The 17,741-nt window shown below is 63.9% G+C and carries 11 protein-coding genes, 2 tRNA genes and 1 pseudogene; 8 read left to right on the forward strand and 6 right to left on the reverse strand.

Annotation, left to right across the window (positions count from 1 at the left end; all coding sequences use genetic code 11):
* Positions 1-74: 74 nt before the first annotated feature.
* The 3 genes from QZ656_RS00200 to QZ656_RS00210 all read left to right on the forward strand — a co-directional run bounded on the left by QZ656_RS00200 (position 75) and on the right by QZ656_RS00210 (position 2,267).
* Positions 75-150: transfer RNA gene (locus QZ656_RS00200), tRNA-Val, on the forward strand.
* Positions 151-180: 30 nt separating this feature from the next.
* Positions 181-257 (forward strand) — tRNA-Asp (locus QZ656_RS00205).
* Between the two features lie 102 nt (positions 258-359).
* The gene (locus tag QZ656_RS00210) at positions 360-2,267 is read left to right on the forward strand and encodes a SurA N-terminal domain-containing protein (RefSeq protein WP_291991521.1); all 1,908 of its coding nucleotides are present in this window, start codon (positions 360-362) and stop codon (positions 2,265-2,267) included.
* A 271-nt stretch (positions 2,268-2,538) separates the two neighbouring features.
* Here QZ656_RS00210 and groL read toward each other — a convergent pair whose 3' ends face one another.
* Together groL and groES are read right to left on the reverse strand one after the other, a co-directional pair.
* Positions 2,539-4,200 carry a chaperonin GroEL gene (gene groL, locus QZ656_RS00215; protein WP_291991522.1) on the reverse strand — a complete coding sequence of 554 codons (1,662 nt, stop codon included), beginning with the start codon at positions 4,198-4,200 and terminating at the stop codon, positions 2,539-2,541.
* Between the two features lie 100 nt (positions 4,201-4,300).
* On the reverse strand, positions 4,301-4,591 hold the full coding sequence (gene groES, locus QZ656_RS00220; protein WP_291991523.1) for a co-chaperone GroES: 291 nt from the start codon (positions 4,589-4,591) through the stop codon (positions 4,301-4,303).
* 521 nt (positions 4,592-5,112) lie between these two features.
* Here groES and QZ656_RS00225 point away from each other — a divergent pair.
* Positions 5,113-7,065, forward strand: coding sequence for a malonate decarboxylase subunit alpha (locus tag QZ656_RS00225; RefSeq protein WP_291991524.1), 1,953 nt, complete (start codon positions 5,113-5,115; stop codon positions 7,063-7,065).
* A gap of 59 nt (positions 7,066-7,124) precedes the next feature.
* On the opposite strand, the gene fabI is transcribed toward QZ656_RS00225, so the two are convergent.
* Both fabI and QZ656_RS00235 read right to left on the reverse strand, forming a co-directional pair.
* A complete protein-coding gene (gene fabI, locus QZ656_RS00230) occupies positions 7,125-7,958 on the reverse strand; it encodes an enoyl-ACP reductase FabI (RefSeq protein WP_291991525.1) in 834 nt (277 codons plus the stop codon).
* A gap of 235 nt (positions 7,959-8,193) precedes the next feature.
* Positions 8,194-8,778 (reverse strand): DUF882 domain-containing protein, encoded by a 585-nt coding sequence (locus QZ656_RS00235; RefSeq protein WP_291991526.1) that lies wholly within the window; start codon positions 8,776-8,778, stop codon positions 8,194-8,196.
* Here QZ656_RS00235 and QZ656_RS00240 point away from each other — a divergent pair.
* The 3 genes from QZ656_RS00240 to QZ656_RS00250 are packed head-to-tail and all read left to right on the forward strand — an operon-like array spanning position 8,777 to position 13,223.
* On the forward strand, positions 8,777-10,540 hold the full coding sequence (locus tag QZ656_RS00240) for a L,D-transpeptidase family protein (RefSeq protein WP_291991527.1): 1,764 nt from the start codon (positions 8,777-8,779) through the stop codon (positions 10,538-10,540). The genes QZ656_RS00235 and QZ656_RS00240 overlap by 2 nt on opposite strands.
* 53 nt (positions 10,541-10,593) lie before the next feature.
* The gene (locus QZ656_RS00245) at positions 10,594-12,288 is read left to right on the forward strand and encodes a TIGR00341 family protein (RefSeq protein ID WP_291991528.1); all 1,695 of its coding nucleotides are present in this window, start codon (positions 10,594-10,596) and stop codon (positions 12,286-12,288) included.
* A complete protein-coding gene (locus tag QZ656_RS00250) occupies positions 12,285-13,223 on the forward strand; it encodes a mechanosensitive ion channel domain-containing protein (RefSeq protein WP_291991529.1) in 939 nt (312 codons plus the stop codon). The genes QZ656_RS00245 and QZ656_RS00250 overlap by 4 nt, the downstream gene beginning before the upstream one ends.
* A gap of 21 nt (positions 13,224-13,244) precedes the next feature.
* Here the strand turns inward: QZ656_RS00250 and QZ656_RS00255 are convergent, their stop codons facing one another.
* A complete protein-coding gene (locus QZ656_RS00255; RefSeq protein ID WP_291991530.1) occupies positions 13,245-13,412 on the reverse strand; it encodes a hypothetical protein in 168 nt (55 codons plus the stop codon).
* Between the two features lie 128 nt (positions 13,413-13,540).
* Here QZ656_RS00255 and QZ656_RS00260 point away from each other — a divergent pair, with 128 nt between their 5' ends.
* A complete protein-coding gene (locus QZ656_RS00260; protein ID WP_291991531.1) occupies positions 13,541-15,694 on the forward strand; it encodes a helix-turn-helix domain-containing protein in 2,154 nt (717 codons plus the stop codon).
* A gap of 42 nt (positions 15,695-15,736) precedes the next feature.
* Here QZ656_RS00260 and QZ656_RS00265 read toward each other — a convergent pair.
* Positions 15,737-17,713, reverse strand: a pseudogene (locus QZ656_RS00265) (ATP-dependent helicase); the annotation flags it as partial.
* Between the last annotated feature and the right edge of the window lie 28 nt (positions 17,714-17,741).

A 17,741-nucleotide genomic window follows, 5' to 3' on the forward strand; every position in this document is an offset into this window, starting at 1 on the left:
TGCCGGCGCCGCTCGCTCTGGCCAAGTGGCCATGGATGCGCTAGAATCGCGCCTCCGCGTTGGGGTCTCACGACGGGTGCTTAGCTCAGTTGGTAGAGCGCTAGCCTTACAAGCTGGATGTCGGCGGTTCGAGCCCGTCAGCACCCACCAGCACGCGCAAGAGAGCTGCGGTGGGTTTTTGGAGTGGTAGTTCAGTTGGTTAGAATACCGGCCTGTCACGCCGGGGGTCGCGGGTTCGAGTCCCGTCCACTCCGCCATCACCTACGGGGCGAACGCAAGTTCGCCTTTTTTGTTGGTGCGTCCGGCAGGGCGCACTCACTTTTCTCGCCAATCTGCCAATGAGTTAGTGGGCTAAGACCATGATTTTTGATGCCGTTCGCAATAACAAGAGAGTCGTCCAGGTATTTCTTGCCTTGATCACCTTGCCCTTTGCGTTCTGGGGCGTCGACTCCTACGTCCGCAATGCCGGCGCAGGCCACGATCTGGCCAGTGTCGGCGACTCGAAGATCACCGCGCAGCAGTTCGATCAGGCATGGCGTAGCCAACAGGATCGTCTGCGGCAGGCCCTTGGTGCCGACTTCCGCGCCGAGGCGATGAATACGCCGGCGGCCAGGATGGCGGTTCTGAACGCGCTGATCGACCAGCGTCTGCTGTTGCTCGAAGCCGTCAAGGGACATCTTGGCGCTGGCGACGATCAGTTGCGCGAGGTGATCAGCAAGATTCCGGCGCTGCAGGAAGATGGCCAGTTCTCGATGGCGCGTTATCAGGCGGTGTTGGCCGCGCAGGGCATGTCGCAAAGCCAGTTCGAGGCCCAGATGCGCCAGGACCTGACCTTGCAGCAGTTGGTCGCTGCGGTTGGCGATACCGCGATCGTTGGCAGCGCGATGACCGACGTGGTCCTGCGAATTCAATCCGAGGAGCGTCAGGTCGCCGCGTGGCGGATTACGCCGGAGCAGTTCGCTGGGCAGGTCAAGATCGCGCCGGCCGCGGTCGAGAAGTACTACGAAGAGAACAGCAAGCGCTTCGAGGTTCCGGAGCAGGCCAAGGCCGCGTACGTCGTCCTCTCTCTCGAAGGCTTGATGGCCAGGATCAAGCCCAGCGACGGCGAAGTGAGCGCCTGGTACGACGGCCATCGGGATCGCTATCAACAAGCCGACGAGCGACGCGCCAGCCACATCCTGATCGTCGTCGATGGCAAAACCGACAAGGCGGCGGCGAAGGCCCGGGCCGAGGAGATCCTGATCGAAGTTCGGCAGTCGCCGGCGGCGTTTGCCGAACTGGCCAAGCAGTACTCGCAGGATCCAGGGTCCGCGGGAAAAGGCGGTGATCTGGGATTTTTTGCTCGCGGGATGATGGTCAAGGCGTTCGAGGAGACCGTTTTCAAGCTTCAGGAGAACGAGATTTCCGGCATTGTCGAGTCGGATTTCGGTTATCACATCATCAAACTGACCGGCATCAAGGGCGGCAAGCAACGCGCGCTGGCCGAGGTGCGTTCGGAGATCGAGGATGAACTGAAGCGCCAGACCGCGTCGCGGCAGTTCGCTGAGGCCGCCGAGGCGTTCAGCAACATGGTCTACGAGCAGTCCGACAGCTTGCAGCCGGTAGCCGATCGCTTTCATCTGACGATCGAGCACTCGGGCTGGTTGCCGCGAGACCCGAGTCCAGAGGTTCTGGCGACGTTGGCTACGCTCGGCAACGCCAAGGTCCTGAGCGCGCTGTTTGCCGCTGACTCGCTGAAGAATAAACGCAATACCGAAGCCATCGAGGTCGCTCCGAGCACGCTGCTGTCGGCGCGCGTAAGCGAGTATCGGCCGGCCAGCAGCAAACCCTTGGCGACCGTACGGGCGGCTATCGAAGCCGAACTGAAGGCCCAGGAAGCCGCTACTCTGGCGCGCCAGGCCGGCGAGGCAGAACTTGCCGCCTTGCGCGAAGGCAAGCCAGGCAAGCCGGACTGGGGGCCGCTGAAAACGGTGTCGAGAATGGCCAGCCAACAGTTGCCGCTGGTCGCGCTGAAAGCCATTTTCCGCGCCGATGTTCAGAAACTTCCGGCCTACCTCGGTGTTGAAGCTGCGGCTGGCGACTACACGCTGTACCAGATCAGCAAAGTCAGCCAGCCGGAAAAGCTTGACGACGGGCGGCGCCAGGCCTTGCAGCAGGAATACAGCACGATTCTAGGGCACGAGGATTTTGCGGCCTATCTGGCGGGCTTGCGGACGCGCTACAAGGTCGATATCAACAAGTCGGCACTGGACAGCAAGGAACGCTAGTCGGCGGCGGCTCTGGGCCGCTACGGCGCGCGTAGCTGTTGCGGCGAGCTATACGGCAGCGGTTTGGCTGGCGTCTGGTGGTCGGCCGCTGCGGGCTCAAGCTTGAGCCGTGGCGACTTTGCCCTGCACAGCCGTGCCTTGCTTGCCGGCGTGCTTGGGCAGCGCAGGGGCCAACAGCGAGCCTGAACGCGGTGACCATCACCGGGTAGTAGCCAAAAAAAACCCCGCCGAAGCGGGGTTTTTTTGCGATCGGGCAAAGCCCGGACACAAATTACATGTCCATGCCGCCCATGCCGCCCATACCACCCATGCCACCCATGCCACCACCCATGCCGCCGCCCATGGCCGGCTTGTCCTCAGCCAGCTCGGCGACCATGCAATCGGTCGTCAGCATCAGGCCGGCGATCGAAGCCGCGTTTTGCAGTGCGGTACGCGTCACCTTGGTCGGGTCGAGGACGCCCATTTCAACCAGGTCGCCATACTCGCCGGTCGCCGCGTTGTAGCCGAAATTGCCGGTGCCCTGCAGCACGGCGTTGACCACCACCGAGGGTTCTTCGCCGGCATTGGCGACGATTTCACGCAGCGGCTGCTCGAGTGCGCGCAGGACGATCTTGATACCAGCGTCCTGATCGGCGTTGTCGCTCTTGACTGCGGCGAGTGCGCTACGGGCGCGCAGCAGGGCCACACCACCGCCAGGAACGATGCCTTCTTCAACGGCGGCACGCGTTGCGTGTAGGGCGTCTTCGACGCGCGCCTTCTTCTCTTTCATTTCGACTTCGGTGGCTGCACCAACCTTGATCAGGGCGACGCCGCCAGCGAGCTTGGCAACGCGTTCCTGCAGCTTCTCTTTGTCGTAATCGCTGGTCGCGGTCTCGATCTGAGCGCGGATTTGCTTGACGCGAGCTTCGATGCTGGCGGAATCGCCGGCGCCGTCGATGATCGTCGTGTCTTCCTTGCCGATTTCGATGCGCTTGGCCTGACCCAGTTCAGCGAGGGTGGCTTTTTCGAGCGTCAGACCGACTTCCTCGGCGATCACCTGGCCACCGGTCAGGATGGCGATGTCTTCGAGCATGGCCTTGCGGCGATCGCCGAAGCCCGGTGCCTTGACGGCGCAGGTCTTGAGAATGCCGCGGATGTTGTTGACCACCAGCGTCGCAAGCGCTTCACCGTCGACGTCTTCGGCGACGATCAGCAGCGGCCGGCTGGCCTTCGCGACCTGCTCGAGAATCGGCAACAAGTCACGGATGTTGGAAACCTTTTTGTCGTAGATCAGGACATAGGGGTTTTCGAGAATGGCGTTCTGCTTCTCGTTGTTGTTGATGAAGTAGGGGCTCAGGTAGCCACGGTCAAACTGCATACCTTCGACGACGTCGAGCTCATTGTTGAGCGACTTGCCGTCTTCAACGGTGATCACGCCTTCTTTGCCGACCTTGTCCATGGCCTTGGCGATGATGTCGCCGATGTCGACGTCAGCATTGGCCGAAATCGCACCGACCTGAGCGATCTCCTTGTTGGTCGAGCACGGCTTGGAGAGCGTCTTCAGCGCCTCGACGGTCGCCGTCACGGCTTTGTCGATGCCACGCTTGAGGTCCATCGGGTTCATGCCGGCGGCAACGTACTTCATGCCTTCGCGGACGATCGACTGGGCGAGAACGGTCGCCGTGGTGGTGCCGTCACCGGCGATGTCGGAAGTCTTGGAGGCAACTTCCTTGAGCATTTGGGCGCCCATGTTGGCGAACTTGTCCTTGAGCTCGATTTCCTTGGCGACCGAGACTCCGTCCTTGGTGACGGTCGGAGCGCCGTACGAGCGCTCGAGAACGACGTTGCGGCCTTTCGGGCCGAGGGTGATCTTGACCGCGTCGGCCAGAAGGTTTACGCCTTCGACCATGCGAGCGCGTGCGCTATCGCCAAACTTGACGTCTTTAGCTGCCATAGAGGTAACTCCTAAAATTCTTCAATGATTTGAAATGAAAACTCAGCGCGAAAACTCGGCGCCATGGTGGGGAGGGCGCGAGCTTGCCGGCCCGGAAGCTTTACGCTTCGACGACGCCCATGATGTCCTCTTCACGCATGACCAGCAGTTCCTCGCCATCGACCTTGACGGTCTGGCCAGCGTACTTGCCGAACAGGACCCGGTCACCGACCTTGACGGCGAGCGCGCGAACCGAACCATCGTCAAGCACTTTGCCATTGCCGACGGCGCGGATCTCGCCCTGGTCGGGTTTTTCAGCAGCTGCATCGGGGATGACGATACCGGAAGCGGTCTTGCGCTCCTCGTCAAGACGCTTGACGATGACGCGATCATGCAGTGGACGAATTTTCATGCGGTTTCTCCTTGGGATAGGCATACAAGCAAACAAACTAAAACCAGCAAACCCCGCCGCCGCGAAGACGCGGCGCAAGGTCAGAGTTATTAGCACTCAAGCTGAGTGAGTGCTAATAATAGGGGCGGATCGCTCCAATTTCAAGAGCTGTCTATGTCCAGGATCGTTTCGGCGGTTTGCTCGGGCCGCCAAAAACCGTTGACCGCGCGGCCCGCGCGCGGCTGCCGGCCGCGCTCCCGTGAGCGTCTTGGGGCGCCCTGGTCGAGCACATAGGCATTTAATCGCCAGTCCGCAACAGCCGACTGTAACAAAGAGCACGAGAGGTGATACTGTTGGCAAGGCCGGCGCGGGGGTGGTAAAAAGCCGAGTTTGGCGGGCGCACTGCGGAGCGCCGCCCGTGTGCCCGCCAGAGCACACGGGGCACGGGCAGCGAATTGGTCATGGCTTTCATGATCTGGGGTATCTCGACAGGTCATGACCGTTAGCCCGGAAATCAAGAAGGCCAGCGGGAGGAGAACAGCATGCGCAGCAAAATAGTTACTGCCGACGAAGCAATCGCCCTGATCCGGGATGGTGATACGCTGGCCAGTACCGGCTTCGTTCAGACCGGCTTCGCAGAAGCGCTACTGTCGGCGCTCGAGCGCCGTTTCCTGGCCGGCAACGGCCCCAGGAATCTGACCTTGTTCGCGGCCGCCGGCCAGGGTGACGGCAAGACCCTGGGACTCAATCACCTCGGCCATGAAGGTCTGCTGCGACGGGTCGTCGCGGGCCACTGGGGGCGGATGCCGAAGGTCGCGCAACTGGCGCTCGACAACCGTATCCAGGCCTATAACCTGCCGCAGGGAATTATTTGTCAGTTGTTCCGCGATCTGGCCGCCGGCAAACCCGGCTCGTTTTCCAAAGTCGGACTGCATACCTTCGTCGATCCCCGCTACGGCGGCAGCCGGATCAACGCCGCGACCACCAGGGACATCGTCAGCCTGGTCGAGGTCGGTGGCGAGGAGTGGCTGTTCTACAAGGTCGGCGAGGTCAACGTCGCTTTCGTTCGCGGCACCACCGCCGACACGTTTGGCAACATCACGATGGAGCGCGAAGCGCTGACGCTCAACAACCTGGCGATGGCCATGGCGGCCAAGAACAGTAACGGCATCGTCATCGCTCAGGTCGAACGGATCGCCGAGCGCAACGGCTTGCCGCCGCGGCAGGTCAAGATTCCGGGGATCCTGGTCGATTGCGTGGTCGTCGCCGAGCCGCTGCAGCACATGCAGACGCTGGCCACCCAGTACAGCGCCGCCTATGCCGGCGAGTTTCGCGTTCCTCACCCCAGCCTGGTGTCGACGCCGCTGACCGAGCGCAAGATCATCGCCCGTCGTGCGGCGTTCGAATTGCCGCCCAACGGCATCATCAATCTGGGCGTCGGGATGCCCGAAGGCGTGGCGTCGGTGGCCAATGAGGAGCGCATTTCGCACCTGCTGACGATGACCGTCGAATCGGGCCTGATCGGCGGGATTCCCTCGACCGGTGGTAACTTCGGGACCGGCGTCAACATGGATGCGGTGATCGATGAAAATCAGCAGTTCGATTTCTACGACGGCGGTGGTCTCGATATGGCGTGCCTGGGTATGGCCGAATGCGATGCCGCGGGCAACGTCAACGTCAGCCGCTTCGGTGGCCGCCTGACCGGCGCCGGCGGCTTCATCAACATCAGCCAGAACGCCCGGCTGGTGGTCTTTGTTGGCACCCTGACCGGCAATGGCCTGAAGGTCGAGGTCCATGATGGCAAGCTGCGGATTGTCGAAGAGGGCCGGCACCGGAAGTTCGTCAAGCAGGTCGAGCAAATCACCTTCAACGGCCAGTACGCCTACGATAGAGACAAACCGGTCTACTACATTACCGAACGCTGTGTCTTTCGGCGGGTCAGGGGTGGGCTGGCACTGATCGAGGTGGCGCCGGGCATCGACGTCGACCGGGACATCCTGCCGAACATGGATTTCGAGCCGATCATCGGTGAATACGGCGAGATGGACGCGCGCATCTTCAATACCAACCCGATGGGCCTGGAGGCCGAGCTACTCAACCTGTCGCTGCCGGAACGTGTCATTTACGACCCGGAGCGCAACATCCTGTTCCTCAACTTCGAGGGCATGCACGTGCGCGTCGAGGAAGATGTGAAAGCGATCTGGGATATTTGCGAACTGCGCTGCAAAGCGGCCGGCAAGCGCGTCGGCGTGATCATCAACTACGACCGCTTTCGCATCAACCAGGACATGTACGACGCCTATGCCGAAATGGATCGCTACTTCCTGGCCAACTATTTCAGTCAGATCACCCGCTACGCGACCAGTGCTTTCCTGCGTGCCAAACTCGGCGAGGCCTTCTCGGCGCGCAGCATCGCGCCGCACATTTTCGAGCGCCGCGAGGAAGCGCAGGCCTTCCTGGCCGAGCGCAGCGGCGATGCCAGCCGCCGGACATGAGCCGGGACGGCGCACCAGCGCTGCCGGCCGCGTGCGGCGATGCTGCCAATCCGGGCTGTTTAGCCGACGACGTGGTAACCGCCGTCCACGTACAGCGTGTCGCCGGTAATCAGCTTGGCATAGTCGGTGGCGAGAAAAGCGGTCGCCATGCCGACGTCTTCGATGCTGACCAGCATCCGAGCCGGCGCGCGCGCGGCGGCTTTCTCCATCAGTTCGTCGAAACGGCCGATTCCCGACGCCGCGCGGGTGGCGATCGGTCCTGGTGAGATCGGCGTGACGCGAATTCCTTGCGGACCCAGTTCGGCGGCAAGGTAGCGCGAGGTGGCCTCGAGCGCGGCCTTCACCGGCCCCATCAGGTTATAGTTCTCGACGGCCTTTTCGGCGCCAAAGTAGCTCATGGTGAACAGCGAGCCACCGTCTTTCATCAGTGGCTCGGCCAGCCTGGCCATGCGGATGAACGAATGGCACGAGACATCCATGGCCATCAGGAAGCCGTCGCGCGAGCAGTCGGTGACGCGGCCATGCAGGTCTTCACGCGGTGCGAAGGCAATTGAGTGGAGGGCAAAGTCGAGCCGGCCCCACTCCTTTTCGATGCTCTCGAAGACCGCTTCCAGTTGTCCTTCCTGGCGAACGTCGCAGGGCAGATAGAGCGATGGTGCGACGTCGAGTGCCTGCGCCAGCGGCTCGGTGAACTTCCTGGATTTTTCGTTCAGGTAGGTGATGCACAGCTCGGCACCCAAGCCGCGAAAAGCCTGCGCGCAGCCCCAGGCGATGGACTGGTCGTTGGCGATGCCGATGACGATCCCTTTCTTGCCTGCCAATGGCAGCTGTCCCTGCTCGCTGCGCTGTCGCAAATCGCCAAGCAATTTGACGTTTATCGTTTTTTCGGTCATCGAATTCTCTCTTTCCAGTGGGTCAGGCAGCGCCGCGGCAAAGCGTTGCCAAAGCGTAGAAACTTGTGCGTGCCGTGATGGTCAATCCAAGTCGGGCGTGCAGCGCCAACCGGGAAAACAGATGCTGCTCTCTTCCTTCCTGTCAGGCTTTGCCGGCCGTCACATCGGAGGCGGCCGTGCGGCCGCGGCACGGGTTTCGCGGCGGCGTTGCCGAGCGCCGTCGGCCTTATGCCGTTCAGCCGCGCATTGCTCCCCAGACGCGCACGTCACCGGTGTCGACGTGCAGGAAGTCCGATTTCGGGTAATATCCTACGCCACCAAGGCCGAGCGCCACCGCGGCGTCGCGCAGACGGGCGGTGTTGGAGCCGACCAGGCGCACGTCGATGGCGCGAGCATCCATGTGCAGACTGTGTTTGGCGACACCGCGGCCCTTGGTCTTTCGCAGCATCGCGTTGGTCGTCGGCGAGCGGTAGGCGGAGATAATTTCGAAGGTTTCGCTACCGCAGCTTAGGCTGAGCGCGTGCAGGATGTCGAACAGGCGCGGGTCGATGCTGGCCATTTCGCCCGAGACATGGTCGCGCAACAGCCAGTTCAGGCGTTCGAGCGCCGGGTTGATGTAGCCGCTGCTGTCGCGGAAGGCGATCGCCAGGCGCTCGTCGGTGTGGGTGTGGTGAAACTTCAGTTGGCAACTGCCGACGCTGGCGGCGCTGGCTGAGGAGAAGGGCAGCGCCAGCGGCAGGGTGGCCAGGCATTTCAAGAGCAAACGACGGCGCGGCGCATCGCTGCGCCGCTGAGCACAATTAGCGGAGTTGTTGAGCATGAGTTGGATTGATTCCGGAAAAGTACTTGAAGGCGGCATCGTACCCGATGTAGCGCCACTGTTGAACCGCTGGCGCGGCCTTGTCGTCGCGGCGCCGCTGCTACTAATGGTTTTTTCGCCGCTTTCTGCGCGCGCAATCGACGAATCACCGGCGCTGGCGGGCAAGAGTGCCCTGTTTTCTGCTTCGCCGCGTGGTGCCGCCGCACTGCCGCTGCTGATCGAGCAGCTACTCCATGAGCAAGAGGAGGCTGGCGACGGCAGTGACCGTCTGGCCGTCGCGTCGAGCGACGCTGCGGTGGTCCGGCTGCTCTACTATGAGCGCGGCTATCGGCCGCTGTGGACCAGCCGCGCGCGCATGGCCGAGCTGATCGCCGCCGTCGGCGCCAGTTCGGAGCATGGCCTGGCGCCGGCTGATTTTGCCATCGACGCGCTGCGCCAGGCGGCGGCCGCTGGCGGCGACGATCCGGCGTTCATCGTTCGGCGGGACTTGCTGTTCACCGACGCGCTGGTGCGTTTGGCGCGGCAATTGCACTACGGCAAGGTCAATCCCAATTCGCTGTATTCGACCTGGAGCTTCTCGCCGGTGCCGGGTGCGCCGGAGCGCGCGCAGATGCTGGGCGCCTTGCTCGAAGCGGCGTCCCTGCAGAACGCCCTGACGGCGCTGGCGCCCCAGGACGAGGCCTACCGCGCGCTGCAGAAGGCGCTGTCGCGCTTGTCCGCGCTGGCGGCCGGTGGTGGCTGGGCAAGCGTGCCGGCTGGCCCGACCATTCGCCCGGGCGAGCGCGGGCCGCGCGTCCGCGCGCTACGCGCGCGGCTGCAGGCCGAGGGCTGGATGGCAGCCGCCGTTCCGGTCGTAGCGGGCGCTGACGGCACCCGCTACGACAAGGCGCTGGTTGCGGGCGTGGAGCGTTTCCAGAGCGCCCACGGCCTAAGCGCCGACGGGGTGGTCGGCAGTGCCACGCTGGCGACGCTGAACGTCAGCGCCGCCGAACGTGCCGCGCAGGTTCGCGTCAACCTCGAGCGCCAGCGCTGGGTGGCGCGTGATATGGTCGCCGACCGACTGCTGGTGGACATCACCGGCTTCAATGCCGAACTTCGCCTCGACGGCGCGACGGTGTGGTCGTCGAAGGTCGTGGTCGGGCGCCCGGCCCGCGCAACGCCCGTGTTGCTCGACGAGGTTCAGCACCTGGTGCTCAATCCGAAGTGGGTCGTGCCGCCGACCATCCTGAAGCAGGACGTCATCCCCGGCGTGATCGGCAACGCCGGCTACCTCCAGAAGCACCGGCTGCGCGTCGTAGACCGCAGCGGGCAGGCCGTTGCGGCGGCGCAGGTCGATTGGAATGGCGTCGCCCGGACGGGTTTCCCGTATCGCGTCGTGCAGGAATCCGGAGCCGGCGGAGCGCTCGGCCAGGTCAAGTTCTCGCTGTCGAACGGCTACGCGATCTATCTGCACGACACGCCGTCGCGGGCGCAGTTCGGGAAACCGCTGCGGGCGCTCAGTTCGGGCTGTGTGCGACTCGAAAAACCGCGCGATCTGGCCTTGTTGTTACTCGGCGATCCGGATCGCTGGAGCAAGGATACGCTCGACGCGGCGATCGCCACCGGTCGGACGCAAACGCTGTCGGTCGGGCGTTACGTGCCGGTGATGTTGCTCTATCGGACGGCCGTCGCCGATCCGACCGGGCTGGTTTCCTTCCGTGCCGACATCTACAACCAGGACGGCCCGGTGCTGGCTCTGCTCGACAGGCAGCCGCGGCCCTGAGCGTGAGTTGCCGCCGCCAAGCCGTCGCCATCCCTTCGACCGTCCGCTAGAAAATGCCTGAGTCCGCAGCGCTATCGGCAAGCCCGGTGACTGCCAGCGCCAACGAGGCGACCGGGGACCATCAGAACCGGCGTGCTTCGCCGGGTTTCTTGCGCGTACTGTTGCTGGGGCCCAGAGCGTGGGCGCTGTGGTGGCGGGCGCTCGTTGCCGGCCTGGACCATCAGCAAATTCTCGAGCAGGTCGAGCAGGACGCCAGTTTTTCGTTCAACTTCAGTTTCATGATCGTCGTCGCTGGCGGTATTGCCACCATCGGTCTGTTGCTCAACTCGCCGGCGGTAATCATCGGCGCGATGCTGATCTCGCCGCTGATGGGCCCGATCGTCGGCAGTGGCATGGCCATCGCCACGCTCGACGTCGACCTCGGACGCAAGAGCGTCCGTACGCTGGCGCTGGGGACGGTCGCGGCGGTCGCCTTCACGGCGCTGATCGTTCTGCTTTCGCCGGTCAAGGAGCTGACGCCGGAGTTGCTGGCACGCACCCGTCCGAACCTGTTCGACCTGGTCGTCGCCATCCTTTCCGGCACCGCCGGTGGCTATGCGATGATCCGCGGCCGTGGCGGCGCGATCGTCGGCGTGGCGATTGCCACCGCCCTGATGCCGCCGTTGGCGACGATCGGCTACGGTTTGGTTACGGAAAACTGGCCGGTGGCGCGTGGTGCCTTGCTCCTGTTTGTCACCAACATGGTGGCGATCAGCCTGTCGGTCGCCGCCGTCGCCGAGTGGTATGGCTTCGGCCGTGGTGGCTTTCGTAAGCGTTTCGCCAAGCAGGCGGCGATTTCCTTGCTGCTGCTGATCCCGCTGGCGGTGCCGCTGTTCATTTCGCTGAAAGCGATCGCCTTCGAGAGCTTCGCGCAGATTCGTGTTCGCCGCGTTCTCGAAGCCGGCGCGGAGTCTTTGCCGGCGGGGCAGCTTGGCGCTGTCGACGTGCGCTTCATCGACGGCCAGCCGCCACGCGTACGGGCGATGGTCTTGAGCGCGGCGCCGGCCAAAGATCTGGCGCAGGATCTGGAAAAGAAACTGCACCGGGAATTGGGGCAGAGCGTCGACCTGCAGTTGACGCAGTTGCGCACTTCCGAGCCGGCGTCACCGCAATTGCTTGCCTACGGGCTCGCCGATGCCACGCCGAGCAGCGCCGTGGCGGAGGATCCACGGCGCCGTCTCGCCGACAGCCTGCGCAGCGCTTTCCCGCTGCCCTTGGCGGCGTTCGACGCCGATGCCGAGCAGCAGCGCATCACGCTCGTGCCGGCAGCGCAAGCCGGCATCGATCTCGCGGCCTGGCGGGCGATGGAGGCCGATCTGGTGAGGCGCTACGGCGATTGGACGATCCGTCTGCTGCCGCCCTTGCAGGCCTTGCCGGCGATCCATTTTGAAAACGGTAGCAAGCTTCTTGACGGCGCCGCGCAGGAGCGCGTGGAAACCATCGTCTGGGCCGCGCAACGCTGGAAAATCGACCGCCTCGCGGTCATTGGTCATGCCAGCAGCGACGGCGGTGGATCGCGGCGTCTCGCCGGCGTGCGTGCTGAACGCGTTGCCGACGCCTTGCGCGCGCAGGGTATCGAGGTCGACTCGCTGGCCCGCTATCCGCTACCGAATCAGTCGGCTGGCGAACGTGAGTTGGGCGAAGCCGCATTCCGAGCGGTATCGGTGATCGCGCCGGGCGGCGCCACGACTACCGTGGAGGGTCGGTGATCGACGCCGGGATTCCGAGCCAATTGCTCGACTGGAGCACGCGTCCGTGGTTTCGTCTGGGCAACACCGACATCACCTTGCTGCGCGTCGTCGGGCTGATCGTGATCCTCTGCTTCTTCTGGTGGTTTGCCTCCTTGCTGGAGCGCAGCCTGCGGCAAATGGTCCGCGCCGGCAAGATCGTAAAGCTCTCCGAAGCCGCCGTTTTCGCGCTTACCCGCATCGTTCGCTACGTCGTCTGGATCGTCGGCAGCATCGTTGGCCTGGCGTATCTTGGTTTCGACGTCGCCAGCCTGGCGATCGTTGGCGGGGCGCTGAGCGTCGGCATCGGCTTCGGCCTGCAGAACATCTTCAGCAACCTGGTTTCGGGGGTTCTCATCCTGATCGAGAAGTCGCTGAAGGTCGGCGATTTCGTCGATCTGCAGTCCGGGGTGGTCGGCAGGGTCACCGAGATTGGTCTGCGCTACACGCGCGTGACGACCAACGACAACGTCGACGTGATCGTTCCCAATTCGGAGTTCGTCAATGGGCGGGTGACCAACTGGACGCTCGATGACCATCTGCGGCGCATCCACGTTCCCTTCGGCGTCGCCTACGGCGCCAACAAGGACGCCGTCCGTGACGCCGTCACCGCCGCGGCGCGGCAGGTCAGCGGCACCATCGATCAGGCCGGTCGCGTTCCCGAGGTGTGGCTGGTCAACTTCGGCGAGAGCAGTCTCGACTTCGAACTGGTGGTCTGGGTCGGGCAGGAGTTGGCGCTGTCGCCGGGTCGTACGCACGCTCGCTACCTGTGGGAGATCGAAACGGCACTGAGCGCCGCCGGCATCGAGATTCCCTTCCCGCAGCGCGACCTGCACCTGCGCTCGGGACGCCTGACGGTCGATCTGGCGAATCCGTCGCTGGCCGCTGCCGCCGGCAAGGAAACGGCAGGGCGATAAATTCCGGCTCACTGCTCGGCGCTACTTCCACATCGCGCGCATCCGCGCCGCCAGGTCGAAGGCTTGCTGCCTGGCGTCGGGATTGGCAGTGATGCTTGGCGGCGGCGCTGGCCAGGTCAGCTGCTCGAAATGCAGATTTCCTGATCCCGGCCGGGAATGTAGGTAGAATTCCGGAATTGCACGTGGCACTTTATTTTGACGGCCATGATTTTCTTATGGCATAAACCAAGCTTCGCTAGGAGTGCAAGGAGGAGCAGACGTTGAGGCAATCGTGGCTTCCAGGGTTTCCGGATGGTGCGCAGAAAGTGGGAGAAGGGTTGGCGATTCTGGAGAAGGATGGCCAAGCGATCTACTTTGTTGGGGGAGACAATTACTTCTCGCACCCCGTAGGAGACGACGCTGGCCGCAGGTTCGCTCTGACCAGCCTGATGGAGAACGGGCACGTCAAGGCGGTCGAACTGGAAAGGCCACCGCTGTGCATCCCGCACCGCACGCTGATGAACTGGGTGGGACAAAGCCGCAAAGCCGGGCCATCGTCTTTCTTTCGACCGGCGGCGGCGAGCCGGCCGCGGATCATGACGCCGGACAAGAGTGCCGAATGCGCGCGGCTGTTGAGCGAGGGAAAGCGTCCTGCCGAAGTGGCACGGCAGGTGGGCGTCCAGGAGTCGACGCTGCGCAAGGCGATCCGGCGCCAGGGCGTGCCGCAGTTGGCCGCCTTGCCGCAAGAGGCAGGGGAGTTGGAAGCGGCGAGCACCAAGAGTGAGCGCAGCCGGGCGGATGCGGAAGCCGCCGCGGGGATGGGCACCGCCTGCACGCGCGCCGACGAGCGGATCCAAACGGCGCTGGGATTGGCGACCGGTGCGACGACGCGCTTCGAAGCGAGCCACGATGTGGCGATGGGGGGGCTGTTGGCCGGCTTGCCGGCCTTGTGCGCGAACGGGCTACTGACCGGCCTGGATCGCCATCTCAAGCTGCCCCGGGGATTCTACAGCGCCTTGCACATCCTTCTCGTCCTCGGCTTCATGGCCCTGGGGCGAATCAAGCGGCCGGAACATCTGCGACAAACCTCGCCCGGAGAACTCGGCAAAGTCATCGGCCTGGACCGGGTACCGGAAGTCCGCACCCTGCGGGAAAAGGTCCATCTGCTGGCCAAGACGGGTGACCCGGCAGCCTGGATGCGGGATCTCGCGAAGCTCTGGATGGAAAGCGAGCCAGAAGAAGCGGGTTACCTGTATGTCGATGGTCATGTTCGGGTGTATCACGGCGAGCAGGCCAGGCTGTCGAAGCGCTACGTCTCGCGCGAACGCCTGTGCCTGCGGGGCACCACCGACTACTGGGTTAACGATGCCCTGGGTCGCCCGTTCTTTGTGGTTTCGCAGCCGCTCAATGACGGACTCGCCGAGACCCTGCTCAAGGACATCGTCCCCCAACTGCTGGAGATTGTCCCGGGACAGCCGACGCCGGCCGAACTGGACGCCGACCCGACCCTGCACCGGTTTGTCATGGTCTTCGATCGGGAAGGGGCCACCCAGAGTCTCCTCGGCAGACTCTGGAAACAGCGCATCGGCGCACTGACCTACCGCAAGAACGTCAAGGACCTCTGGTCCGAAGAGGTGTTTCAGGAACAGGAAGTCCATCTGCCGGCAGGCGGCAGCACCGGGATGAAACTCGCCATGCGCGAAACCCGACTCGGCACAGGCGATGGCAGCCTGGCCGTGAGCGAAGTTCGTCGGCTGACCCAGACGGGACATCAAACAGCCGTGATCACGACCGCCCGGCAACTCGGAAACACCACCATCGCTGGGCGGATGTTCGCCCGTTGGTGCCAGGAAAACTACTTCGCGTACATGATGGAACATTATGATATTGATGGGCTTATCGAGTACGGAGACGAATCTCTTCCCGGCACTCACCAGGTCGTTAACCCCCGCTGGCGGGAACTCGACAAGGCCGTCAGGCAAACCCGCCAGAGCGAAAGAAAACTGCAGGCCGCAATCGCCAGGACGGCCTTGAACGACGGCGGCGAAATCCAGAAAAACGCCGAGTCTGTCGAAGCACTGCAGGCCGTTCAGGAGGAGCTCAAGCGACTTTGCGCGGCGCGCAAGGCAAGCCCCCGAAAGGTGACGATCGACAGTCTGCCCGAGGCCGAGCGACCGACCCAACTGCCGCCGCTGAACAAGATGCTCTGCGATACCGTGAAAATGGTCGCCTACCGGGCCGAGACCGCCATGGTGGCGCTATTGCGCCGCCACTTGAAGAAGGAGGACGACGCACGTGCGCTCATTCGCGAATTGTTCGTTTCTTCCGCTGACATCGAACCGAACGCGCTAGCCAACACCCTGACCATCAAAATTCACCGGATGGCCAGCCCAGCTCATGATCGCGCTATCGCCGCGCTCCTCGAGGAACTCACCCTGCAAGATTTTCCGCATCCGGAAACCGGGGCAAGAATGACCTTCACTCTTGTCTGAAGTGCCAACCCGGTTTCCTCCGAGATCAGGAAATCTGAAATGAGGCAGCAGCGCGTGGCTAATGAAGCGCGTGCGGCTGGCATACAGATGGCGGTCGCCGAAGCCCGCCTGGTGGCTGACGTAGAAGCGCTGCGGCACGATGATCTCGAGATGTTCTTTGGCGCGCGTCATGGCGACGTAAAGCAGGCGGCGTTCCTCTTCGATCTCGACCGCCGAGCCGGTGGACATGTCGGACGGGATGCAGCCGTCGACGGCGTTGAGCAGCGTCACCGCAGTCCATTCCTGGCCCTTGGCCGAGTGGATCGTCGACAGGATCAGATAGTCCTCGTCAAGTAGCGGCGGTCCGGCCTGAGCGCTGCTGGCGTCAGGTGGATCGAGAGTCAGTTCGGTCAGGAAGCGTTCGGCGCTGGCGTAGCTGATCGCCATTCGCGCCAGTTGCTCGAGGTCGGCCTGACGGACCAGCGCGTCTTCGTGCAACCGCTCGATTTGCCTCTGGTACCAGTCGCAGATCGTTGCGAAGGCGGCCGGCCACGACGCGCTGGCCGGATCGCTGGCGACGATCATCGCCGCAAATTCGCGCCAGGCCAGGCGGCCACCTTCGGGTACCGGCTGCTCTTCGAGCAGCGCACACGCCGGAGCGGCCGCACCGAGATTGTTGAGGACCGCGCCGGCGGTCTTCGGCCCGATCCCGGCGACCAGCTGCATGGCCCGGAAACCGGCCAGCCGGTCGCGCGGATTCTGCGCCCAGCGCAGGATCGCCAGCACATCCTTGACATGCGCCGCTTCGAGAAACTTGAGCCCACCGAATTTGACGAAGGGGATATTGCGCCGCGTCAGCTCGACCTCCAGCCGCGCGCTGTGTTGCGCCGTGCGAAACAGCACCGCCTGCGCTTTCAGGCGGGTGCCGGCCTCGCGTCGGGCGAGGACCTGCTCGACGACGTACGCGGCCTGCTCGGCGTCGTCGCCAACGGCCACCAGCAGCGGCTTTTGCGAGGACTCTCGCTCGCTCCACAAATCCTTGCTGAAACGCTCGCTGGCGAGCGCGATGACGCCGTTGGCGGCGGCGAGGATGGTCTGCGTCGAGCGGTAGTTGCGGTCCAGGGTGAGGCGATGCGCCGGCGGTTCGAAGTGCGCCGGGAAGTCGAGGATGTTGCGCACCGTCGCGCCGCGAAAAGCGTAGATCGACTGCGCGTCGTCGCCGACGACGGTGAGGCCACGGCCGTCGGGTTTGATCGCCAGCAGGATGCTCGCCTGCAGGCGGTTGGTATCCTAGTACTCGTCGACCAGCACGTGCGTGAAGCGCTCGCCGAGTTCGCGCGCCAGCACCGCTTCGCCGAGCATCTGCGCCCAGTAGAGCAGCAGATCGTCGTAGTCGAGGACCTGCTGTGCCTGTTTCGTTTCGACGTATTCGAGAAACAATCGCTTGAGATCGGCTTCCCATTCGGCGCACCAGGGGAAGGTCGATTGCAGCACCTCGCGCAGCGGCGCCTGCGTGTTGATCGCCGCCGAGTAGATCGCCAGGCAGGTCGCTTTCAGCGGAAAGCGCTTGCTCTTCGCCGACAGCCCCTGCGCGTGCCGGACCAGGTTGAGCAGGTCGGCCGAGTCCTGCCGGTCGTGGATGGTGAACGCCGGATCGATGCCGATCCGCCCGGCGTATTCGCGCAGCAGGCGCGCCGCGACGCCGTGGAAGGTGCCCGCCCAGCTCAGCGCCGGCGTGCCGGCCAGCGAGCGCGTGCCGCGGCGCTGCCGCAGCAGCCGTTCGACGCGGCGCGTCATTTCGCTGGCGGCGCGCCGCGAGAAGGTCAACAGCAGGATTCGCCCGGGATCGGCGCCGTGGTTGAGCAGCTGCGCGACGCGCTGCGCCAGCGTCGTCGTCTTGCCCGAGCCGGCGCCGGCGATGATCAGCAGCGGGTGATGCTGATCATCGTTGCCGGCCGCATTGCGACGATCGTCATCATTACCCGGCTCGCCGATGCCAAAGCAGGCGGCGGCGCGCTGCGCCGTATTCAGCTGCGCCAGCGGGTCGGCGTTGGCCGGCGCTGGCTGG

The organism is Candidatus Accumulibacter sp. ACC003 (assembly GCF_907163085.1).
In the GTDB taxonomy this organism is placed as follows: Bacteria; Pseudomonadota; Gammaproteobacteria; order Burkholderiales; family Rhodocyclaceae; genus Accumulibacter.